This is a genomic window from Klebsiella sp. 141251, from assembly GCF_050600725.1.
GTDB classification, from domain to species: Bacteria; Pseudomonadota; Gammaproteobacteria; order Enterobacterales; family Enterobacteriaceae; genus Klebsiella; species Klebsiella aerogenes.
Window position 1 is genome coordinate 219,213 of record NZ_JAQIRG010000006.1, and the last position, 19,326, is coordinate 238,538.

Consider the following 19,326-nt stretch of genomic DNA (forward strand, 5'->3'; position numbering starts at 1 on the left):
AGTAACGACTGCATTTCAAATGCGTAACAAATTCGGTCAGAAATTGGCGCTGACGCCCATCAGATACAGCGTATTTTCACCCGACGGAACGTTATCTGCCTGTGAAAGTGTAGCCCACGCCGCCAGATGTGAACCCAGCGGCATATCTGCGCCCAGCGTGACGTCGCCCCAGCTACCGTCTTTTCCGCGGCTAATCGACGCATTGTTATCGATAGAGATAGACTGGTTATAGCTCACCTGCGCCCATGGATGCACGCCCCATAGCTGTTGGTAATCCATACGCCAGCCGAGCGTGTTGACGTAAATACTTTCGCCCGCACGACGCGTCGCGGGCGGCGGGTTGAGATCGCTACGCAAGCTGGCGACCGGCCCGGAGGTCACCCCGCTGGCCAGCGAGTAGTTCCATCCCACGCTCATGCCGTGACTCAAATCCGGCGGCGCCAGCGCCTGATTCAACGCCAGTCCGGCGGGCGCTTCTGACGCCCTCATTCGCTCGGCGAGAATATCTTCATAACGCGGTTGGTGATCGCTATCCCATGTATAGCGTTCCGACGTATTACTTTTTGTATCGTTAGCGATATATTCCTGTTGCCAGGCATTGGCGCCTGAAACACACGACACCCAGATAGTGATGCACGCCGGGGCCAACCCACCCCGGAGGCCATTGCATTTCTTTATTATCATTAATGCGACTCCAAAAGAGCCGAATCGGCAATGTTGCTGTGTTTTTATACTCAAAATAATTCGAGCTGCCGCCCACTTCTACGCAACTTGAAGTATAAGGAGTTGATGGGAAGTGGTTTCCCTGTATTAACTATTATCTTTATCTTTCAGCCGTCAAGGCGGATGAAAAAGTTTTCTGACGAAAGGGAGAGAAACATGCAACGTTGCGGATGGGTAAGCCAGGATCCTCTTTATATCCAGTATCACGATAACGAATGGGGAGTCGCCGAGAGAACGCCGCAAAAGCTGTTTGAAATGATCTGCCTCGAAGGCCAGCAGGCGGGACTCTCGTGGATAACCGTACTGAAAAAACGGGAAAACTATCGTCAGGCCTTTCACCAGTTTGACCCGGTTCGCGTAGCGGCCATGGATGAAGCAGACGTCGAGCGTCTGCTACAGGATGCGGGCATCATCCGCCATCGGGGGAAGATCCAGGCCATCATCGGCAATGCTCGGGCGTTTCTCGCCATGGAAGCCAACGGTGAAGCATTCAGCGATTTTGTCTGGTCGTTTGTCGATAATCAGCCGCAAATTACCCATGCCGCGACGCTCGCCGAAATCCCCACCACCACACCAGCCTCCGATGCTCTATCTAAGGCGCTGAAAAAGCGCGGCTTTAAATTCGTCGGCTCCACTATCTGTTATTCATTTATGCAGGCCTGCGGGTTAGTCAACGATCACGTAACCGGTTGCTGTTGCCACCCCGGGAGACCAGCATGATCAAAAAATGGGATGCCGCAGAGACCGGCCCGCTACTCGAGTTGTGGCTGGAAAGCACTATTTACGCGCATCCGTTCATTGCAGAAAGCTACTGGCGGGAGAGTCTGGAAGTCGTGCGCGATGTCTATCTTCCCGCCGCCGCCACCTGGGTGTGGCAGGAGAATGATGCGCTGAAAGGGTTTGTCAGCGTGATGGATTCGCGCTTCGTCGGGGCGCTTTTCGTCGCCCCGCAAGCGATCCGCCACGGTATCGGCCGCGCGCTGCTTGATGAGATCAAGCAGCACTACGACTGGCTAAGTCTGGAGGTTTATCAGAAAAACGTGCGGGCGGTGAATTTCTACCACGCGCAGGGCTTCCGTATAGAAGACTGCGCGTGGCAGGACGACACCCAGCATCCGACCTGGATTATGCATTGGCCGGCGGATCAAATGCGCTGAGCGCCAACGCGGGTCCATCATATTTTTCCAGCCATGCCAGCGCCGTATTCCCGGCGCAACCGTTGCCCAGACGCGAGGTCGGAATATCTTTCGTCAGCACGTTCACCGCGCCGTTTTTGCAAATTCCGGCATCGGGGTCGATATCCGGCCATGCGCCTTCATGCAGGCAAATCACCCCCGGGCGAATACCTTCCGTGACCACCGCGCCAGCCAGTACCTGACCACGTGAATTCCACACCCGCACCAGATCGCCGTCGGCGATATTGCGCGCCTGCGCGTCCAGCGGATGGATAGTCAGCGGTTCACGCCCGGCGACGGCGTAGCGTTCTCGAAGCGAAGTCTGGTTCAACTGGCTATGCAGGCGGTGCGCCGGGTGGGCGGAAAGCACCTGTAGCTGACCCGCCTCGGCGTTGCCGTGCCACTCATCAGGCTCGAGCCACATCGGGTGCGGCGGACAATCGGCATAGCCAAAGCCGGCAATGGTCGGCGAGTGAATTTCAATTTTCCCGCTCGCGGTTTTTAACGGGTTAGCCTGCGGGTCTGCGCGGAATGCCGCGAAGCGGGAGAAACGGGCGTTATCCGGGTTTTCCGGCATTTCTATTAGCTGATTAGCCTGCCAGAATTCGGCAAACGGCGGCAGCGTCACCTGCTGCTGCGCCCCGCGTTGGGCGGCAATCTGGTAGAAGGTTTCCAGCCATTGCAAATCGTTTTTTCCTTCGGTGAAACGTTCGCGACCGCCCGCCTCCCAGCGTTCGCTCAGATCCGCAAAGACATCAAAATCGTCGCGCGCTTCATCGCGCGGCGCGACCACCCGCTTCATCGGCACCAGATGCTGATTGCTGTAATCGCCGGTCATGGTCAGATCGTTGCGCTCAAACGAAGTGGTCGCCGGTAAGACGATATCGGCATGGCGCGCGGCGGCGGTCCAGAAGCATTCGGAAATCACAATCAGCTCCGGCTTCTGCCAGGCCTCAATCAGTCGGTTGGTATCCTGATGATGGGTAAAGTTGGCGCCGCCCGCCCACCAGATAAAGCGGATGTCGGGAAAGCGACGCGTCATCCCGTTGTGCTGATAGCTTGCGCCAGGGTTTTCCAGCGCCTCAACGATACGGGCGACCGGGATTTTCTCCACCGCATCGGTTCCTCCCGCCACGCTCCCCTGCATAGAGGCCAGCACCGCGGCGCGGCGCGTCGGGTTGCCGCCGTTGGCAAAGTGGTAAGAAAGACCAAAACCGCCGCCGGGCGTGCCAATCTGCCCCATCATCGCCGCCAGCGTCACCAGCATCCAGTGTTTTTGCTCGCCAAACTGCTGGCGCTGCATGCCCCAGCCGGACATCAGCATGGTGGTATTTTCATGGAAAAGTTTTGCCAGTTCGCGGATTTTATCCGCCGCTACACCGCAGATCGCCGCAGCCCATTCGGCGGTTTTGGCGACGCCATCGCTTTCACCACTCAAATAGCGGGCGAAAATGTCATAACCGCTGGTACAGCGGGCGAGGAATTCATCGTCCTGCCAGCCATGCTCGACCAGGGTATGGGCGATCCCCAGCATCAACGCGACGTCAGTGCCCATATGCGGCGCGATCCACTCCATTGATTCGCCAAAGAAATCAACGCTTTCCGAACGCATGGGATCGATACAGATCAGCCGTTTGCCGCTCTTGCGCAGGCGATCAAACCAGGGGATCCCTTGTTCATCCGAGGCGTTCCAGGCAATTTTCAGCGTATTCAGCGGATTAGCGCTCCACAGCACCACCACCTCGCTGTGCTCCAGAATAAGCGGCCAGCTGGTCTGCTGCTGATAAACTTCATTACCGCCTACCACGTAAGGCATGATCGCCTGCGCCGCGCCGGTTGAATAATCGCCGAGGTGTCCGGTATAGCCCCCGGCAAGACTCATATAGCGCTGCAGCAAGGTTGCCGCCTTATGCAACACGCCGTTAGAACGCCAGCCATAGGAACCGGCGAAAATCGACTGCGGGCCGTAGCTTTCACGGATCCGCCGATGCTGAGCATCAATCAGGTCAAGCGCCTGCTCCCAGCTTACCCGCACGAATTCATCCTGACCGCGCACGCCCTGCGGCTGTTGGGGCGAGGCGAGAAAGCCTTTTCGCACCATCGGATAGCGAACGCGAGTTTTACTATGCACCTGTTCGCGCACCGCCGTTTGCAGCGAGTTGGCGAAGGGAGTGTCCAGCGCGCCGCGGGACGAAATCACATTTTCACCATCCGTCTCTACCAGCATTGGCCCCCAGTGGGCCGCGGTTAGGATGGTTTTAGTTGCAGATGAGGTTGGCAAAGCAGGCTCCTGGGTCAGCGAATGCAGGTGTTGTGGCGGTTTGTTAGTCAACCGTTCAATGTTACTTACAAAAAGAGATACCCTGCGGGGAATTTTCTCCGTATTCGGACGTCATAATCAACCGTCACGCTTGCGGTGGCAAAGAATAAAAAGGATTAAGGAAATAAGATGAAAAAACGCGTACTGATGATTGCTGCTATCGTTAGCGGCACACTGGCTATTTCTGGTTGTACTACCAACCCTTATACCGGCGAACGCGAAGCAGGAAAATCCGGCATCGGCGCGGGTATCGGCTCCTTAGTGGGCGCAGGCGTCGGCGCGCTCTCCTCTTCCAAACATGACCGCGGCAAAGGCGCGCTGATTGGCGCAGCGGCAGGCGCGGCGCTCGGCGGCGGCATCGGTTACTACATGGACGTGCAGGAAGCGAAACTGCGCGAAAAAATGCAGGGAACCGGCGTCAGCGTGACGCGAAATGGCGACAATATCGTGCTTAACATGCCGAATAACGTCACCTTTGACAGCAGCAGCGCCAACCTGAAACCTGCAGGCGCCAACACCCTGACCGGCGTCGCGATGGTGCTGAAAGAGTACGAGAAAACCGCCGTTAACGTCGTCGGATATACCGATAGCACCGGCAGCAACGATCTGAACATGCGTCTGTCACAACAGCGTGCCGACAGCGTCGCCAGCGCGCTCATCACTCAGGGCGTGGCGGCTAACCGTATTCGCACCACCGGCATGGGCCCGGCGAACCCGATCGCCAGCAACAGCACGGCGGAAGGCAAAGCGCAGAACCGTCGCGTGGAAATTACCCTCAGCCCGCTGCAGTAATCTTCTCGTTTCCGGCCCGGCAGCCTTCCTGCCGGGCAAAATGCTTGATATCGCTATTTTTCGCGCTAAGGTGTTGGCAGATTTTCAGCAAAGGAAGCCATCATGGCGAAAGCGGCGCGAGCAACCATCAGCGACGTGGCGAAAGCCGCGAAGACCGGTAAAACCAGCATTTCACGCTATCTCAACGGCGAAAAGCATCTGCTATCCGACGATCTACTGGCGCGGATTGAAAAAGCGATTGCCGAGCTCAACTACCGTCCCAGCCTGATGGCCCGTGGCCTGAAACATGGCCGTACCCGCCTGATTGGCCTGATCATCGCCGATATCACTAACCCTTACTCCGTGAACGTGTTAAGCGGGATCGAAGCCGCCTGCCGCGAAAAAGGCTTCACCTTGCTGGTATGTAATACCAACAACGAAATCGATCAGGAGCTCCACTATCTCGACCTCTTACGCAGCTATCAGGTTGAAGGGATTGTGGTTAATGCGGTCGGCATGCGCGAAGAAGGCCTCAACCGTCTGCAGCAATCCGCGCTGCCGATGGTGCTTATCGACCGTAAAATCCCCGATTTCGCCTGTGATGTCGTGGGGCTGGATAACACCCAGGCCGCCACCACCGCCACCGAGCATCTGGTAGAAAAGGGTTTTGAAGCGCTGCTGTTTTTAAGCGAGCCGATTGGCTCCGTTAACACCCGCCGCGAGCGCCTGGACGCCTTCCGCGCCACCCTACAGCGCTATACTGGCGTAGTGGCGGAAAATGCTGAAGTACCGCTTAACGATGGCGCCATGATGGATAACGTCCTGCGCCAGTTCCACGCCCGCCACCGCGGAATGCGCAAAGCGGTGATTTCCGCCAACGGCGCCCTGACGTTACAGGTAGCCCGCTCGCTGAAGCGCGTTGACCTCATCTGGGGCAGCGATATCGGCCTGCTGGGCTTCGATGAGCTGGAATGGGCGGAGCTGGCCGGCGTCGGCATCACCACCCTCAAACAACCAACCTGGCAGATTGGCTATGCCGCAGTCGAACAGGTCGTCAGACGTATCGAAGGCGGCAGCGACCCCATCTGCGAGCGGGTGTTCTCCGGCGAGCTCATTGTGCGGGGATCAACTTCTCGTTAACGATTCATCGTGATGACGATCATAAATTAAACATCCTGGCCTTTTCTTTGGAACCGGTACCATCTAGCGTAATAGGGAGTTAAGCCCCACCACGCCAGGAGTTTGTTCAATGGCCAGAAAAATCATTGTCGTCACCGCCGCTTATGGCAACGACCACGTTAAAGCGCTTGGCGGGCAGTCCGCCGTATTACCCTTTATCGCCGGTTCCGGCGCCGATGGCGTGGAAATTCGCCGCGAGCTGTTCAGCGCGGCGGAACTGAAGCAGTTGCCGACGCTGGCGGCCGACATTGAAAAACGGGGCCTGCTGGCCTGCTACTCCGCGCCGCAAGCGCTGTTCGCCGACAATGGCGAGCTCAATCCTAATCTCCCGTCATTACTTGAGGAAGCGCAAACCCTCAACGCCCTGTGGCTGAAGCTCTCCCTCGGTCATTTCATCCATAATCAACAGCTGGAGACGCTGCGCGATATTCTGAGCGACAGCGGCATGGCGCTGGTGGTGGAAAATGACCAGACCGATTGCGGCCAACTGGCGCCGATGCAGCGCTTCAAAGCCGCCTGTCGGGTCCATCAGATGCCGGTGACGCTGACTTTCGACATGGGGAACTGGCTGTGGGTCGGCGATTCGCCGGAAGAAGCCGCGCGCTACCTCGCCCCTGCAGTCAGCTATATTCATGTGAAGGCGGCTGAGCCTCATCATGAGAAGTATCGCGCCGTCCCGCCGGACCAGGCGGACGCACGCTGGCTGGCGCTGCTCGATAACCTGCCCGCCGACGCGCCGCGCGGTATTGAATTCCCGCTGGTCGGCGACGACCTGACCGCCGTCACCCGCCATTACGTTGATCTGTTACGCGAGGATTAAGCCATGGAAAACTTAGATGTCATTACCATTGGCGAAGCCATGGCGATGTTTGTCGCCACCGAAACCGGCGAACTGGCGGAAGTTGAACGCTTTATCAAACGCGTGGCCGGCGCTGAACTGAACGTGGCGACAGGCCTGGCGCGCCTGGGGCTGAAGGTGGGCTGGGTGAGCCGCGTCGGCAACGATAGTTTTGGCCGTTTCGTGCTGAATTCACTGGCCAAAGAAGGTATTGACGCGCGCGGCGTAGCCGTTGACGAGCGCTACGCTACCGGCTTCCAGATGAAATCTAAAGTCGAAAATGGAACCGATCCCATCGTGGAATATTTCCGTAAAGGATCGGCTGCCAGCCATCTGTCGACGGAAGATTTCCGCGCCGATTACTTCACCAGCGCCCGCCATTTGCACTTAAGCGGCGTCGCCGCCGCGCTGTCCGACAGCTCGTATGCATTGCTGGAACATGCGGCCAACGTAATGAAAGCCGAAGGGAAAACCCTCTCTTTTGACCCAAACCTGCGCCCGGTACTGTGGAAAAGCGAAGCCGAGATGGTGGAGAAACTGAACCGCCTCGCCTTCCAGGCTGATTGGGTTTTGCCAGGCTTAAAAGAGGGGGTGATTCTTACCGGCCAGCAGACGCCGGAAGGTATCGCTGATTTCTATCTGTCGCGCGGCGTTAAGGCGGTGGTGATTAAAACCGGCTGCGACGGCGCCTGGTTCAAGACCGCTGACGGCGAACAGGGCGCCATCGCCGCGATTAAAGTCGATAACGTGGTGGACACCGTCGGCGCGGGCGATGGCTTTGCCGTCGGCGTGATCAGCGCGCTGCTGGAAGGCAAAACGCTGACGCAAGCCGTGAACCGTGGTAACAAAATTGGCTCGCTGGCCATTCAGGTCCAGGGCGATAGCGAAGGGCTGCCCACCCGCGAAGCGCTGGGCGAATAATCTTTTCACCTAAAACAGCCGTCCTGTACCCTACATGCAGTGCGGCACAGCAGCGCCCGTCCCGGCGGGCGTATGTCACCTCATTGACAGAGGCAAGCCTATGAACAGTTCAACAAATGCAGCAAAACGTTGGTGGTACATCATGCCTATCGTGTTTATCACGTATAGCCTGGCGTACCTTGACCGCGCCAACTTCAGCTTTGCATCGGCCGCGGGCATTACCGAAGACCTTGGCATCACTAAAGGCATCTCATCGCTGCTGGGCGCCCTTTTCTTCCTTGGATACTTCTTCTTCCAAATCCCCGGAGCGATTTACGCCGAACGCCGCAGCGTGCGTAAACTTATCTTTATCTGCCTGATCCTGTGGGGCGGCTGCGCCTCGCTGACCGGCGTAGTGCATAACATCCCGGCGCTGGCGGCCATCCGCTTTATTCTTGGCGTGGTGGAAGCGGCGGTCATGCCGGCGATGCTGATTTACATCAGTAACTGGTTCACCAAATCAGAGCGTTCGCGCGCCAACACCTTCCTGATCCTCGGCAACCCGGTCACCGTACTGTGGATGTCGGTCGTATCGGGTTATCTGATCCAGGCCTTCGGCTGGCGTGAAATGTTTATCTTTGAAGGGATCCCTGCAGTAATTTGGGCCTTCTGCTGGTGGGTACTGGTGAAAGACAAACCGTCGCAGGTGAACTGGCTGGCGGAAAGTGAAAAAGCGGCGCTGCAGGAACAGCTGGAGCGCGAGCAGCAGGGTATCAAAGCGGTGCGTAACTATGGCGAAGCCTTCCGTTCACGCAACGTGGTGCTACTGTGTATGCAATATTTCGCCTGGAGCATCGGCGTGTACGGTTTCGTACTGTGGCTGCCGTCAATCATCCGCAGCGGCGGCGAAAACATGGGGATGGTCGAGGTAGGCTGGCTCTCTTCAGTACCCTATCTGGCGGCAACGATTGCGATGATTGCCGTCTCCTGGGCTTCCGATAAGATGCAGAACCGTAAGCTGTTTGTCTGGCCGCTGCTGCTCATTGGCGGGCTGGCGTTCATCGGCTCGTGGGCCGTCGGCGCCAACCATTTCTGGGTCTCTTATACCCTGCTGGTGATCGCCGGCGCGGCCATGTACGCCCCGTACGGTCCGTTCTTTGCGATTATCCCGGAGATGCTGCCGCGCAACGTCGCCGGCGGCGCGATGGCGCTGATCAACAGTATGGGAGCGCTGGGTTCCTTCTTTGGCTCGTGGTTCGTCGGCTACCTCAACGGCGCAACCGGCAGCCCGTCCGCCTCGTACATTTTCATGGGTGTGGCGCTTTTCGCCTCGGTATGGCTTACTTTAATTGTTAAGCCTGCTAAGAATCAAAAACTTCCGCTTGGCGCTCATCACGCCTGAACTACTTACGCTACGGAGATTCGCATGAAGCCGTCTGTCATTCTCTATAAAACGCTTCCCGACGACCTGTTACATCGTCTGGAGGAACATTTTTCCGTCACCCAGGTGAAAAACCTGCGTCCGGAAACCGTTTCACAGCACGCGGAGGCTTTCGCCCAGGCGGAAGGTTTACTGGGTTCGAGTGAAAAGGTTGACGCCGCGTTACTGGAGAAAATGCCGAAGCTGCGTGCGACTTCTACCGTGTCTGTCGGCTACGACAATTTTGATGTCGATGCGTTGAACGCGCGCAAGATTTTGCTGATGCATACGCCGACCGTGCTGACCGAAACCGTCGCCGATACGGTGATGGCGCTGGTGCTGAGCACCGCGCGTCGGGTGGTTGAGGTCGCTGAACGCGTGAAAGCGGGCGAATGGACCAAAAGCATCGGGCCGGACTGGTTCGGCTGCGATGTACACCATAAAACCTTAGGCATCGTCGGCATGGGCCGCATTGGCATGGCGCTGGCGCAGCGCGCCCACTTCGGTTTCGGCATGCCGATTCTGTATAACGCGCGCCGTCAGCATCCGCAGGCGGAAGAGCGCTTTAACGCCCGCTACTGCGATCTGGATACCCTGTTACAGGAAGCGGATTTCGTCTGCCTGATCCTGCCGCTGAGCGAAGAGACCCACCACCTGTTCGGCGCAGCGCAGTTTGCCAAAATGAAATCTTCCGCCATCTTCATTAACGCCGGACGCGGTCCGGTGGTTGACGAGCAGGCGCTGATTGCGGCGCTGCAGGCCGGTGAGATCCACGCCGCCGGTCTTGATGTCTTTGAACATGAACCACTGGCAAAAGATTCGCCATTACTGAAACTGCCGAACGTGGTCGCGCTGCCGCACATTGGTTCCGCTACCCACGAGACGCGTTATAACATGGCGGCCTGCGCGGTAGACAATCTGATTGACGCGTTGAACGGCAAGGTAGAGAAGAACTGTGTGAACCCGCAGGTGAAGTAAGCGAGAAAAGCAGAAGCCCGGCCGGCGGCGCTTACGCCGTCAGCCGGGAGAACAGCGATATACCGATTAACGCGTGGCGTTAACCGCCGCCGTCCAGGCCTGATTAAAGGCCTGATGCTGTGCGGCCAGCGGGGCGATCAGCGCATTGTACTGGCTCGCCTGCTGTGACGTCGGGAACTGAATACCGTTGGCCACGAAGCTCACCTGCGTCCCCTGCTGAGCGACAAAATCACCCACCTGGACCAGCTGCTGAGTAAAGATCTGCGCGGCCGGGATCAGCGGCTGCAGCGCATTCGCCGGCGCCGTCACGACTTTATTAAACACCTGGTCATAAACCGGCTTAAGGTCATCAGCCTGCTTCAGCGCGCCATGCGCGGCATCGGCCTGCATTTTGGCGTTTTCCAGCTGCTGGCTCAGCACGCCCAGCGCGCCGTTAGCCTGACGCAGCGGTTCACGCTGAGTGGTATAATCCTGCGCCACGCGAATGGCGTTAACGCTATCAACCACCGGGCGCAGACCTGCATCCATCGCCTGGCTAACCTGCTGTGAATAAGCGTAAATCACCGCATAATCGGAAACGAAGGGGCCGAACTGTTTTTTCTGATCGGCGGTAAGCGTTGGCAGACGTTCGCCGCTACGCATTGCCGTATTCTGCAGGAAGTCGATGAACGCTTTGCGCTGATCGCCTTCTTTATCAAAACACCCACTCAGGCTAACCACCATTAATATGGCCGCAACGGCCGCAAACCAGCGAGAGCAGGACTTTCCTGTCGCCATTTTTTTACTCCTTCAGCCAAAAAAAGCGCAAACAGGCACACGCGTGCCAGACGCTGACAAGGATAGTCCAGGACGGGCTTACAGGATACCCTTTCCTGATAATCTTACCGTGGAAAATGTCCTTTTTTGCACCCCGGCGCCAGCCATGTCTGCTGTTAAGTTCATCACATTTAACGCGATAACTTAACCGGCAAAAATAGTAAATATCTTTTTGATTTAATTAAAATTAATAAAATCATCGGTGAATGAATTGGGCAAAGCGGACGATAATCGCACGCTTCCTGACGGCGGCACATTGTCTACAGGCAGGTTCAATGGTTTGATTAATGAGCGATTAACGGCGTTATGTTCGATTATCGCACAACCAACATCAATGATAGCGAGGGAGACTATAACAATACCTCTGTCCCCCGCTCAGCCTGCCAGGAATGCCGTATGAAGAAAACAACCATCGATATTCAGGCTTTTATCAACGAACATCCATTCACTAAGTACCAATGGATGATTCTCGCCTTATGTTTTATTACCGTCGCGATGGACGGATTTGATACCGCGATTATCGGATTTATTGCTTCAGACCTGGTACAGGAATGGGGAGTTGAGAAATCCGCGCTGGGCCCGGTAATGAGCGCCGCTCTGGTCGGGCTCGCCGTCGGCGCGCTGACGGCCGGGCCGCTCGCCGACCGTATTGGCCGCAAGAAAGTGCTGATTATGTCGATCCTGGTGTTCGGCGGCTTTAGTTTGTTAACCGCGTTTGCCAGCAGTCTGAACCAACTGACATTATTACGCTTCCTCACCGGTCTGGGCTTAGGCGCGGCAATGCCGAATGCCGCGACGCTAATGAGCGAATATGCTCCGGAACGCCGCCGCGCGCTGATGGTAAACCTGATGTTCGTCGGCTTCCCGATGGGATCGTCGCTCGGGGGCTTCCTGTCAGCCTGGATGATCCCGCACTATGGCTGGCAAAGCGTGTTAGTGCTTGGCGGCGTGATGCCGCTGCTGCTGGCCGTGGCGTTAATGTTCCTGCTGCCGGAATCCGCCCGCTATATGGTCGTGAAACGGCAGCCGGCACAACGCATCGCCGCCATCCTGAAGCGTATCGCGCCGCTGCCGGATGCGGTTGAATTTGAGCTACGTGAAGCAGGCCAGGTGAATGAAAAGTCGGCCATTGGCGTGATTTTCTCCCCGCGCTACGCCGTGGGCACCGTGATGCTGTGCCTGACCTATTTTATGGGATTATTGATTTTCTATCTGCTGACCAGCTGGCTACCGCTGCTGATCCGCGAAACCGGCGCCTCGATGAGCCAGGCTTCTATCATCACCGCGCTGTTCCCGCTCGGCGGCGGGATTGGCGTATTGATCCTCGGCGCGCTAATGGACAAGATCAACCCTAACAAGGTGGTTGCCGTCGGCTGGCTGCTCACCGGCGTCTTTGTTTGCCTGGTCGGTTTCTCAACCAGCAATCTGCTGCTGATGGGAGTGATGGTGTTCATCGCCGGCAGCATTATGAACGGCGCGCAATCATCAATGCCGGCGCTGGCTGCCGGGTTCTACCCAACCCAGGGCCGTGCCACCGGCGTTGCCTGGATGCTGGGTATCGGCCGCTTCGGCGGGATCCTCGGCGCCTTCAGCGGCGCTTTCCTGATGCAGGCGCAATTGTCGTTTGAGACCATCTTCACGATGCTGGCGATCCCGGCGTTTTTATCCGCCATCGCTCTGCTGGTGAAATACAAAATGAGCCAGCGCCAGCCAACCGTCAGCGAAAATGACAGCAAGAATTTACAAAAAGCCTAATCAATCCAGCCAGCGCTCTGCGCTGGCTTTTTCTTGCCGCTAACCATCATTTACATAAATTTTCTAAAGCCGCTGTCGATGTTAGGAATCATCACCTTAGCTTTTACGCACGCCGCTTTTCCGGGTGATTAACGAAACCACGCCAACAAATAATCACTGCTGTTATTATTTTCCTTGCTTTTGCGACTATTCTTAAATGGCTCGATGTATTTTCCTCTCCGCAGTGAGACAGAATAGGAGCTCTCAATGGAATATAAAGATCCCGTATTTGATTTGTTGAGTAACCTGGAACAAATTGTTTTTAAAGATCAGCCGCAAACGGCCACGCTTGCCCGTACCCCAAGCGTTTTTAATGAATTTGAACGGCTGCGTAAAGGCACAGGGCTTAAGACCGATGATTTCGCCAATGCCATGGGCGTCAGCGTCGCAATGGTCGAAGAGTGGGAGTCGCGACGGGTAAAACCGTCATCCACGGAACTCAAACTGATGCGCCTGATGATGGCCAATCCGCAGCTCTCAAGGCAGCTAATAGATTGAAAAACTGGTTTACTATCTTCTTTTGGTAACGGTCCTGATGCAGGGCCGTTTTATATCCTGATGAAAAAAAGTTTGCTATCCGACTGAGAACATGCGTTAATGCTCGCAGGTTTGATGTACAGACCACAGAGCAGTCGAATAGAGCAGTCCTTCAAAGGTTATCCATTAGATATCCCCGTAGTGAACTTTCCCTTTATCGCTTTAAATCTGTAGTCCAGACCACTACGCCGCAAGGCTCACTAATTTTTTTAAAGGTAATTCACTATGTCCGGTAAAATGACTGGTATCGTAAAATGGTTCAACGCTGACAAAGGCTTCGGCTTCATCACTCCTGACGATGGCTCTAAAGACGTGTTCGTACACTTCTCTGCTATCCAGAACGATGGCTACAAATCCCTGGACGAAGGTCAGAAAGTTTCCTTCACCATCGAAAGCGGCGCTAAAGGCCCGGCAGCTGGCAACGTAACTTCTCTGTAAGTTCAAGCCGCTAAGAACAATAAATCCCTGCCTTATGGCGGGGATTTTTTTATCTATTTCGGCGCCACAATCTCACTGATAAACAGTCGCAAGGACAATCCAGATCCGGCAGCTTATCCGGCACCAGGTGGGAACAGCACTTACCGTCGCAGCCAGTGACAACATCACAACCATCGCAAGCATCGCGCTTTCTTCCCGGTTTACGTCTTTTTTTACCCGCTGGGTTAGCCGCGAGTTTTTGTTGCTGTAGGGTTTCCGCAGCCACCCGACAGTCGGCGAATCGCTGACGAATTTCTCGCCAACCGTCAACGACGCCTTTGTTATGAATAATGTCTTTTACCGCACCTGAACAACCCTGCGTATGATGTAAAACGCTATAGGCGCAGCGGTAGCCTTTGCGTGGAGAGATAATCCGTTGATAAAAAGCAATTAATTTTAATATTAGGTTGTCCATATATACCTAAAATGTGCGGGCTATCAGTCATCATATCCCTCCCGATCGCCCGACGGGTATAAATGAATTCCCAAAAACGGAGGCTTTTAAATGGCAGTGAAATGCCAGCCCGTATCCCGCCACTCCAGACTATGAGTCAGCTTCAGGCCTTGTAAAAATGCCTCGTCATGCGATACCACCAGCATCGCGCCGGAAAACGCCGCCAGCGCGCTTTCAATTGCCTGAGTCGAAGCCAGATCGAGGTGATTAGTCGGCTCATCCAGTAGCAGAAGTTGTGTTGAGTCCCGCCGCCAGAGCGCGCAGGCAAGCGCCGCTTTCAGTCGCTCGCCGCCGCTTAACGCCGCCAGCGGAAGGCTGACCTTGTCAGCCCCCAGCTGGAGCTGCGCCAGACGGCTACGCAGCATTCCTTCATCCAGCGGAGTGTTTCCTAAGTTCAGGTGCTCCATTGCCGATAGTGATAAATCAAGCTGCGACAGATGCTGATCGAGATACGCCGCGCTCACCGACAGCCGAACATCGCCAGAGGTTGCCTGCTCCAGCCCCATCAGGGTTTTCAACAATGTTGTTTTGCCACAGCCGTTTGGCCCCTTTAGCGCGATGCGCATCGGGCCATCCACCCGCCAGTCGAGCGGCGCGGTGGATGAGTGAGCTAACTGCAGTGATTCCAGCACCAGTACCTGCTTGCCGGCGGCCACTTCACTGCCCGGTAGCGTGAACATCACCGGACTATCTTCTTCTACCCGCTCCCACGCCTGCTGCACGGCGGCATTCAGGCTGCTGTTCTGTTCACGATGCTGACGGCGCAGCGTGCCCGGGCGCTCTTTTGCGGCCCCCTTGTACTTCACACGTTCGAAAGAGGCGATATTCAGCGTATCGACAGTACGCAGCGTCTGCGCCGATCGCCGCTGGGCCGCATCATGCTCCTTTTGCATCCGCGCCCGGGTGCGCCGCCGTTCGATAGCGGCATGCTCCAGCGCCGCTCGGGCGGCCTGTTGCTCCGCTTCGCGCTGCTGCTGATATGCGGCATAATTACCGCCGTAGCTGCGCAGCGCCGCCGGCGTTAGCTCAATAATCTTCGACATCCGAGCCAGTAATTCACGGTCGTGGCTGGCGATTAATGCCCCGCCCCGCCAGATTTCCAGCTGCTGATACAGCCACTCCCTGCCCTGACGATCGAGATGATTCGTGGGTTCATCCAGCAACAGATAGTCCGCGCCGGAAACAAATGCGCCGCACAGCAGCGCCTTCATCCGTTCGCCGCCGCTGAGCGAAAAAGCGGGACGATCGGCGGAGAATGCCGCGAGATCGGCATCGCGAAAGGCTGAACTCAGGCGATCGGGCAGATCCCAACGACCATCTAACAGTTCGAAGTCATCTGCCAGTCCTTTCCCCTGTTCAAGACGGGACAAAGCGTCAAATAGCGGTGCATAACCCAGTAGCGAGGCAATGGTGGTCCCGGCCGTGAGGGTCGGCTGCTGCGCCACCCAGGCAACCGTAGCCGACCGTTCGATATGTCCGCCGGAAGGAGAATCGAGGCCCGCCAGCAGACGCAACAGGCGTGTCTTGCCAACGCCGTTGCGTCCAACAAGGCCGCAAAGCAACGGTTCCAGCGATAAATTCAGCGGCCCAAAAAGCGTCTGTCCCGTCGCGAACTGACAGGTGACCTGATGTAAAACAAATGAGGGGGTGTGGGCGCAATGAGCCATAAGCACTCCTGAATGAAATCAATACTCCCCTACCCGCAGCGTCTGCAAGGTAAGGCGTGAAATTCATCAGTCGTGTTTGTTCATTTGTCGTGCGCGCTCCAGTGAGACGAGGGATTCGTCGGGACATAGGATAGCCAGGCCTGAACCTGGATTTCAAGATTATTTTTTCACCATCGCGATAAGGCAAAAAAAAGCCTGCCGGATGGCAGGCTTTTGACCTTTCTCGAGATAGTTACTGCAGCAGCGAAATATCCGCAACCTGCAGGAACAGCTCGCGCAGTTTGGACAGCAGCGTCAGACGGTTGATGCGGACATCTTTGTCTTCAGCGTTAACCATCACATTTTCGAAGAACTCATCAACCGGCTCGCGCAGCGCAGCCAGCTCAATCAGCGCATCCTGATAACGGCCTTCGGCGAAGTATGGCTGCAGCTTATCACGCAGCACCACCAGATTACCGGCCAGCTTGATTTCCGCCGCTTCTTTCAGCACCGAGGCATGAACGATATCGTTCAGGGTCTCGTCGGATTTCGCCAGGATGTTGGATACGCGCTTGTTTGCCGCCGCGAGGGCGGAGGACTCTTCCAGCGTACGGAAGTGCGATACGGCCTTCATGCGCGCATCGAAATCCGCCGGGCGAGTCGGACGACGCGCCAGTACCGCCTGAATAGTGTCAACGCCGTAGCCTTCGTCCTGATACCAGGCGCGGAAGCGGCCCAGCATGAAGTCGATGACGTCATCAACGACGTTGGCGTTAGTGAGTTTCTCGCCGTACAGACGCACCGCTTCTTCGGTCAGCGTTTGCAGATCGAGATTCAGGTTCTTCTCAACGATGATACGCAGCACGCCCAGCGCGGCACGACGCAGCGCAAACGGGTCTTTATCGCCTTTCGGATGCTGGCCGATACCGAAAATACCCGCCAGGGTGTCCATCTTGTCGGCAATAGCCACCGCGCAGGCAACCGGGTTAGACGGCAGCGCATCGCCGGCAAAACGCGGCTGATACTGCTCGTTCAGCGCCACTGCGACGTCTTCCGCTTCGCCGTCATGACGCGCGTAGTGCATCCCCATCACGCCCTGCGTGTCGGTGAACTCGAAGACCATATTGGTCATCAGGTCACACTTGGACAGCAGGCCCGCGCGGGTCGCATGGTTAACATCAGCGCCGATTTGCTCGGCAATCCAGCCCGCCAGCGCCTGAATGCGATCGGTCTTGTCGCGCAGGGTTCCCAGCTGCTGTTGGAACAGCACGGTTTCCAGACGCGGCAGGTTATCTTCCAGACGTTTTTTACGGTCGGTATTGAAGAAGAACTCGGCATCCGCCAGACGCGGACGAACGACCTTCTCGTTACCGGAGATGATCTGCTGCGGATCTTTGGACTCGATATTCGCCACGAAGATAAAGTTGGGCAGCAGTTTGCCGTCGTTAGCATAGACCGGGAAGTACTTCTGGTCGCCCTTCATGGTGTAAACCAGCGCTTCGGATGGCACCGCGAGGAATTTCTCTTCAAACTTCGCCGTCAGCACTACCGGCCACTCGACCAGAGAGGTCACTTCTTCCAGCAGGCTTTCGCTCAGGTCAGCGTTACCGCCAATCTTACGCGCCGCCGCTTCAGCGTCCGCTTTGATTTTGGCTTTACGCTCGGCGTAGTCCGCCATCACTTTACCGCGCTCCAGCAGAATCTGCGGATACTGATCGGCATTGTCGATGGTGAATTCCGGCTCGCCCATAAAGCGATGTCCGCGGATGATACGGTCGGAAGCGATGCCCAGAATGGTCGCCGGAATAACCTGATCGCCCAACAGCAGGGTCACGGTGTGTACCGGACGCACGAAGTGAACGTCAGAAGCGCCCCAGCGCATCAGTTTCGGGATCGGCAGCTTCGCCAGCGAGGTTGCAACCATGTTCGGCAGCAGAGTCTGCGCGCTTTCACCTTTAACGTGGGCGCGATACAACAGCCATTCGCCTTTATCGGTGGTCAGACGTTCAGCCTGATCGACGGTGATTCCACAGCCGCGCGCCCAGCCTTCGGCCGCTTTGCTTGGTTTACCTTCCGCGTCAAACGCCTGGGCAATGGCCGGGCCGCGTTTTTCGACTTCGCGATCCGGCTGCGAGGCGGCCAGATTCGCCACTTTCAGCGCCAGGCGGCGCGGCGCGGCAAACCATTCGACGGCGCCGTGCGCAAGGCCAGCGTTGTCCAGTTCCGCAGTAAAGTTGGCAGCGAAGGATTCAGCCAGGCTGCGCAGTGCTTTTGGTGGCAGCTCTTCGGTGCCGATCTCCACCAGGAAAGTTTTCTCAGACATGGCCGCCTCTTATTTGTCTTTGTTGCACATCGGGAAGCCCAGGGCCTCACGGGAAGCATAGTAAGCTTCTGCCACTGCTTTGGTCAGGGTGCGGATGCGCAGAATATAGCGCTGACGCTCGGTGACGGAGATGGCTTTTCGCGCATCCAGCAGGTTAAAGCTATGGGCGGCTTTGAGAATACGTTCGTAGGCAGGAAGCGGCAGCGGGTTTTCCAGCGCCAGCAGTTGCTGCGCTTCTTTCTCGTACTGCTCGAAGCAGGTGAACAGGAAGTCTACGTCCGCATATTCAAAGTTATAGGTGGATTGTTCCACTTCGTTCTGGTGGAACACGTCGCCGTAGGTGGTTTTGCCCAGCGGGCCATCGCTCCAGACCAGATCGTAGACGCTGTCCACGCCCTGGATGTACATCGCCAGACGCTCCAGGCCGTAAGTGATTTCACCGGTAACCGGTTTACATTCCAGGCCGCCAACCTGCTGGAAGTAAGTGAACTGCGTCACTTCCATACCGTTCAGCCACACTTCCCAACCCAACCCCCAGGCGCCCAGCGTCGGGTTTTCCCAGTTATCTTCAACGAAGCGGATGTCGTGAATGGTCGGATCCATACCCAGCTCTTTCAGAGATCCGAGGTACAATTCCTGAATGTTGTCCGGAGACGGCTTAATCACCACCTGGAACTGGTAATAGTGCTGTAAGCGGTTCGGGTTTTCGCCATAGCGACCGTCGGTCGGGCGACGAGAAGGCTGCACGTAGGCGGTCGCCATCGGCTCTGGCCCCAACGCGCGTAAGCAGGTCATCGGGTGGGAGGTGCCGGCGCCAACTTCCATGTCCAGTGGTTGAACAATGGTGCAGCCCTGACGAGCCCAGTAATCCTGTAAGGTCAGGATCAGGCCCTGGAAGGTCCTGGTATCAAACTTTTGCATATTATTTCGTGCTGGATACGTGTGGATTTAAAGGAAGGGATCAGTATACCCGCT

Annotated in this window: 18 protein-coding genes; 11 read left to right on the forward strand and 7 right to left on the reverse strand. The window is 56.6% G+C overall.

The genetic code is table 11. The features are described 5' to 3' along the window. Positions 1-36: 36 nt before the first annotated feature. Positions 37-621, reverse strand: coding sequence for an autotransporter outer membrane beta-barrel domain-containing protein (locus PGR09_RS15445; RefSeq protein WP_161801957.1), 585 nt, complete (start codon positions 619-621; stop codon positions 37-39). A gap of 258 nt (positions 622-879) precedes the next feature. Between PGR09_RS15445 and tag the strand changes: the two genes are divergently transcribed. Beyond that, positions 880-1,443, forward strand: coding sequence for a DNA-3-methyladenine glycosylase I (gene tag / locus PGR09_RS15450; protein ID WP_047067270.1), 564 nt, complete (start codon positions 880-882; stop codon positions 1,441-1,443). Then, the gene (locus tag PGR09_RS15455; protein ID WP_047078836.1) at positions 1,440-1,880 is read left to right on the forward strand and encodes an N-acetyltransferase; all 441 of its coding nucleotides are present in this window, start codon (positions 1,440-1,442) and stop codon (positions 1,878-1,880) included. The genes tag and PGR09_RS15455 overlap by 4 nt, the downstream gene beginning before the upstream one ends. Here PGR09_RS15455 and PGR09_RS15460 read toward each other — a convergent pair. Continuing rightward, on the reverse strand, positions 1,849-4,179 hold the full coding sequence (locus tag PGR09_RS15460) for a molybdopterin guanine dinucleotide-containing S/N-oxide reductase (RefSeq protein WP_315711819.1): 2,331 nt from the start codon (positions 4,177-4,179) through the stop codon (positions 1,849-1,851). The two genes, PGR09_RS15455 and PGR09_RS15460, sit on opposite strands and share 32 nt — an antisense overlap. A gap of 168 nt (positions 4,180-4,347) precedes the next feature. On the opposite strand from PGR09_RS15460, the gene PGR09_RS15465 reads away from it, so the two are divergent. The 6 genes from PGR09_RS15465 to ghrB all read left to right on the forward strand — a co-directional run bounded on the left by PGR09_RS15465 (position 4,348) and on the right by ghrB (position 10,304). Next, positions 4,348-5,010 carry an OmpA family lipoprotein gene (locus PGR09_RS15465; RefSeq protein WP_015369222.1) on the forward strand — a complete coding sequence of 221 codons (663 nt, stop codon included), beginning with the start codon at positions 4,348-4,350 and terminating at the stop codon, positions 5,008-5,010. 102 nt (positions 5,011-5,112) lie between these two features. Beyond that, positions 5,113-6,129 (forward strand): LacI family DNA-binding transcriptional regulator, encoded by a 1,017-nt coding sequence (locus tag PGR09_RS15470; RefSeq protein ID WP_045390758.1) that lies wholly within the window; start codon positions 5,113-5,115, stop codon positions 6,127-6,129. Between the two features lie 109 nt (positions 6,130-6,238). After that, a complete protein-coding gene (locus tag PGR09_RS15475; protein WP_315711821.1) occupies positions 6,239-6,988 on the forward strand; it encodes a sugar phosphate isomerase/epimerase family protein in 750 nt (249 codons plus the stop codon). Between the two features lie 3 nt (positions 6,989-6,991). After that, positions 6,992-7,927 (forward strand): sugar kinase, encoded by a 936-nt coding sequence (locus PGR09_RS15480; RefSeq protein ID WP_047047762.1) that lies wholly within the window; start codon positions 6,992-6,994, stop codon positions 7,925-7,927. A 100-nt stretch (positions 7,928-8,027) separates the two neighbouring features. Further along, a complete protein-coding gene (locus PGR09_RS15485) occupies positions 8,028-9,308 on the forward strand; it encodes an MFS transporter (protein ID WP_045390750.1) in 1,281 nt (426 codons plus the stop codon). A 24-nt stretch (positions 9,309-9,332) separates the two neighbouring features. Then, positions 9,333-10,304: a glyoxylate/hydroxypyruvate reductase GhrB gene (ghrB, locus tag PGR09_RS15490; RefSeq protein ID WP_063415760.1), complete on the forward strand. Its 972-nt coding sequence runs from the start codon at positions 9,333-9,335 to the stop codon at positions 10,302-10,304. Positions 10,305-10,370: 66 nt separating this feature from the next. Here the strand turns inward: ghrB and PGR09_RS15495 are convergent, their stop codons facing one another. Beyond that, on the reverse strand, positions 10,371-11,081 hold the full coding sequence (locus tag PGR09_RS15495; protein WP_045390744.1) for a DUF3053 domain-containing protein: 711 nt from the start codon (positions 11,079-11,081) through the stop codon (positions 10,371-10,373). A gap of 435 nt (positions 11,082-11,516) precedes the next feature. On the opposite strand from PGR09_RS15495, the gene PGR09_RS15500 reads away from it, so the two are divergent. The 3 genes from PGR09_RS15500 to cspE all read left to right on the forward strand — a co-directional run bounded on the left by PGR09_RS15500 (position 11,517) and on the right by cspE (position 13,889). Next, positions 11,517-12,875, forward strand: coding sequence for an MFS transporter (locus tag PGR09_RS15500; RefSeq protein ID WP_045390741.1), 1,359 nt, complete (start codon positions 11,517-11,519; stop codon positions 12,873-12,875). 246 nt (positions 12,876-13,121) lie between these two features. Beyond that, entirely contained in the window at positions 13,122-13,412 is a 291-nt protein-coding gene (locus PGR09_RS15505) for an HTH-type transcriptional regulator (RefSeq protein WP_045390740.1), read from the forward strand. Positions 13,413-13,676: 264 nt separating this feature from the next. Beyond that, on the forward strand, positions 13,677-13,889 hold the full coding sequence (gene cspE, locus PGR09_RS15510; RefSeq protein WP_000014594.1) for a transcription antiterminator/RNA stability regulator CspE: 213 nt from the start codon (positions 13,677-13,679) through the stop codon (positions 13,887-13,889). A 49-nt stretch (positions 13,890-13,938) separates the two neighbouring features. On the opposite strand, the gene yidD is transcribed toward cspE, so the two are convergent. The 4 genes from yidD to glyQ form a co-directional block, all read right to left on the reverse strand. Further along, a complete protein-coding gene (gene yidD / locus PGR09_RS15515; RefSeq protein WP_072056487.1) occupies positions 13,939-14,343 on the reverse strand; it encodes a membrane protein insertion efficiency factor YidD in 405 nt (134 codons plus the stop codon). Positions 14,344-14,429: 86 nt separating this feature from the next. After that, positions 14,430-16,049 (reverse strand): ABC-F family ATP-binding cassette domain-containing protein, encoded by a 1,620-nt coding sequence (locus tag PGR09_RS15520; RefSeq protein ID WP_430916280.1) that lies wholly within the window; start codon positions 16,047-16,049, stop codon positions 14,430-14,432. Between the two features lie 232 nt (positions 16,050-16,281). Continuing rightward, on the reverse strand, positions 16,282-18,351 hold the full coding sequence (gene glyS / locus PGR09_RS15525) for a glycine--tRNA ligase subunit beta (protein ID WP_020077709.1): 2,070 nt from the start codon (positions 18,349-18,351) through the stop codon (positions 16,282-16,284). A gap of 9 nt (positions 18,352-18,360) precedes the next feature. Next, the gene (gene glyQ, locus PGR09_RS15530) at positions 18,361-19,272 is read right to left on the reverse strand and encodes a glycine--tRNA ligase subunit alpha (RefSeq protein WP_001168551.1); all 912 of its coding nucleotides are present in this window, start codon (positions 19,270-19,272) and stop codon (positions 18,361-18,363) included. Positions 19,273-19,326 lie beyond the last annotated feature (54 nt).

Excerpts from the sequence above, each read along its gene's own strand:
- PGR09_RS15485 (WP_045390750.1), top strand. The coding sequence starts at position 8,028 with ATGAACAGTTCAACAAATGCAGCAAAACGTTGGTGGTACATCATGCCT.
- PGR09_RS15505 (WP_045390740.1), top strand. The coding sequence starts at position 13,122 with ATGGAATATAAAGATCCCGTATTTGATTTGTTGAGTAACCTGGAACAA.
- glyQ (WP_001168551.1), bottom strand. The coding sequence starts at position 19,272 with ATGCAAAAGTTTGATACCAGGACCTTCCAGGGCCTGATCCTGACCTTA.
- PGR09_RS15480 (WP_047047762.1), top strand. The coding sequence starts at position 6,992 with ATGGAAAACTTAGATGTCATTACCATTGGCGAAGCCATGGCGATGTTT.
- cspE (WP_000014594.1), top strand. The coding sequence starts at position 13,677 with ATGTCCGGTAAAATGACTGGTATCGTAAAATGGTTCAACGCTGACAAA.
- tag (WP_047067270.1), top strand. The coding sequence starts at position 880 with ATGCAACGTTGCGGATGGGTAAGCCAGGATCCTCTTTATATCCAGTAT.
- PGR09_RS15500 (WP_045390741.1), top strand. The coding sequence starts at position 11,517 with ATGAAGAAAACAACCATCGATATTCAGGCTTTTATCAACGAACATCCA.
- PGR09_RS15470 (WP_045390758.1), top strand. The coding sequence starts at position 5,113 with ATGGCGAAAGCGGCGCGAGCAACCATCAGCGACGTGGCGAAAGCCGCG.
- ghrB (WP_063415760.1), top strand. The coding sequence starts at position 9,333 with ATGAAGCCGTCTGTCATTCTCTATAAAACGCTTCCCGACGACCTGTTA.
- PGR09_RS15455 (WP_047078836.1), top strand. The coding sequence starts at position 1,440 with ATGATCAAAAAATGGGATGCCGCAGAGACCGGCCCGCTACTCGAGTTG.
- PGR09_RS15495 (WP_045390744.1), bottom strand. The coding sequence starts at position 11,081 with ATGGCGACAGGAAAGTCCTGCTCTCGCTGGTTTGCGGCCGTTGCGGCC.
- glyS (WP_020077709.1), bottom strand. The coding sequence starts at position 18,351 with ATGTCTGAGAAAACTTTCCTGGTGGAGATCGGCACCGAAGAGCTGCCA.
- PGR09_RS15520 (WP_430916280.1), bottom strand. The coding sequence starts at position 16,049 with ATGGCTCATTGCGCCCACACCCCCTCATTTGTTTTACATCAGGTCACC.
- PGR09_RS15465 (WP_015369222.1), top strand. The coding sequence starts at position 4,348 with ATGAAAAAACGCGTACTGATGATTGCTGCTATCGTTAGCGGCACACTG.
- PGR09_RS15475 (WP_315711821.1), top strand. The coding sequence starts at position 6,239 with ATGGCCAGAAAAATCATTGTCGTCACCGCCGCTTATGGCAACGACCAC.
- yidD (WP_072056487.1), bottom strand. The coding sequence starts at position 14,343 with ATGGACAACCTAATATTAAAATTAATTGCTTTTTATCAACGGATTATC.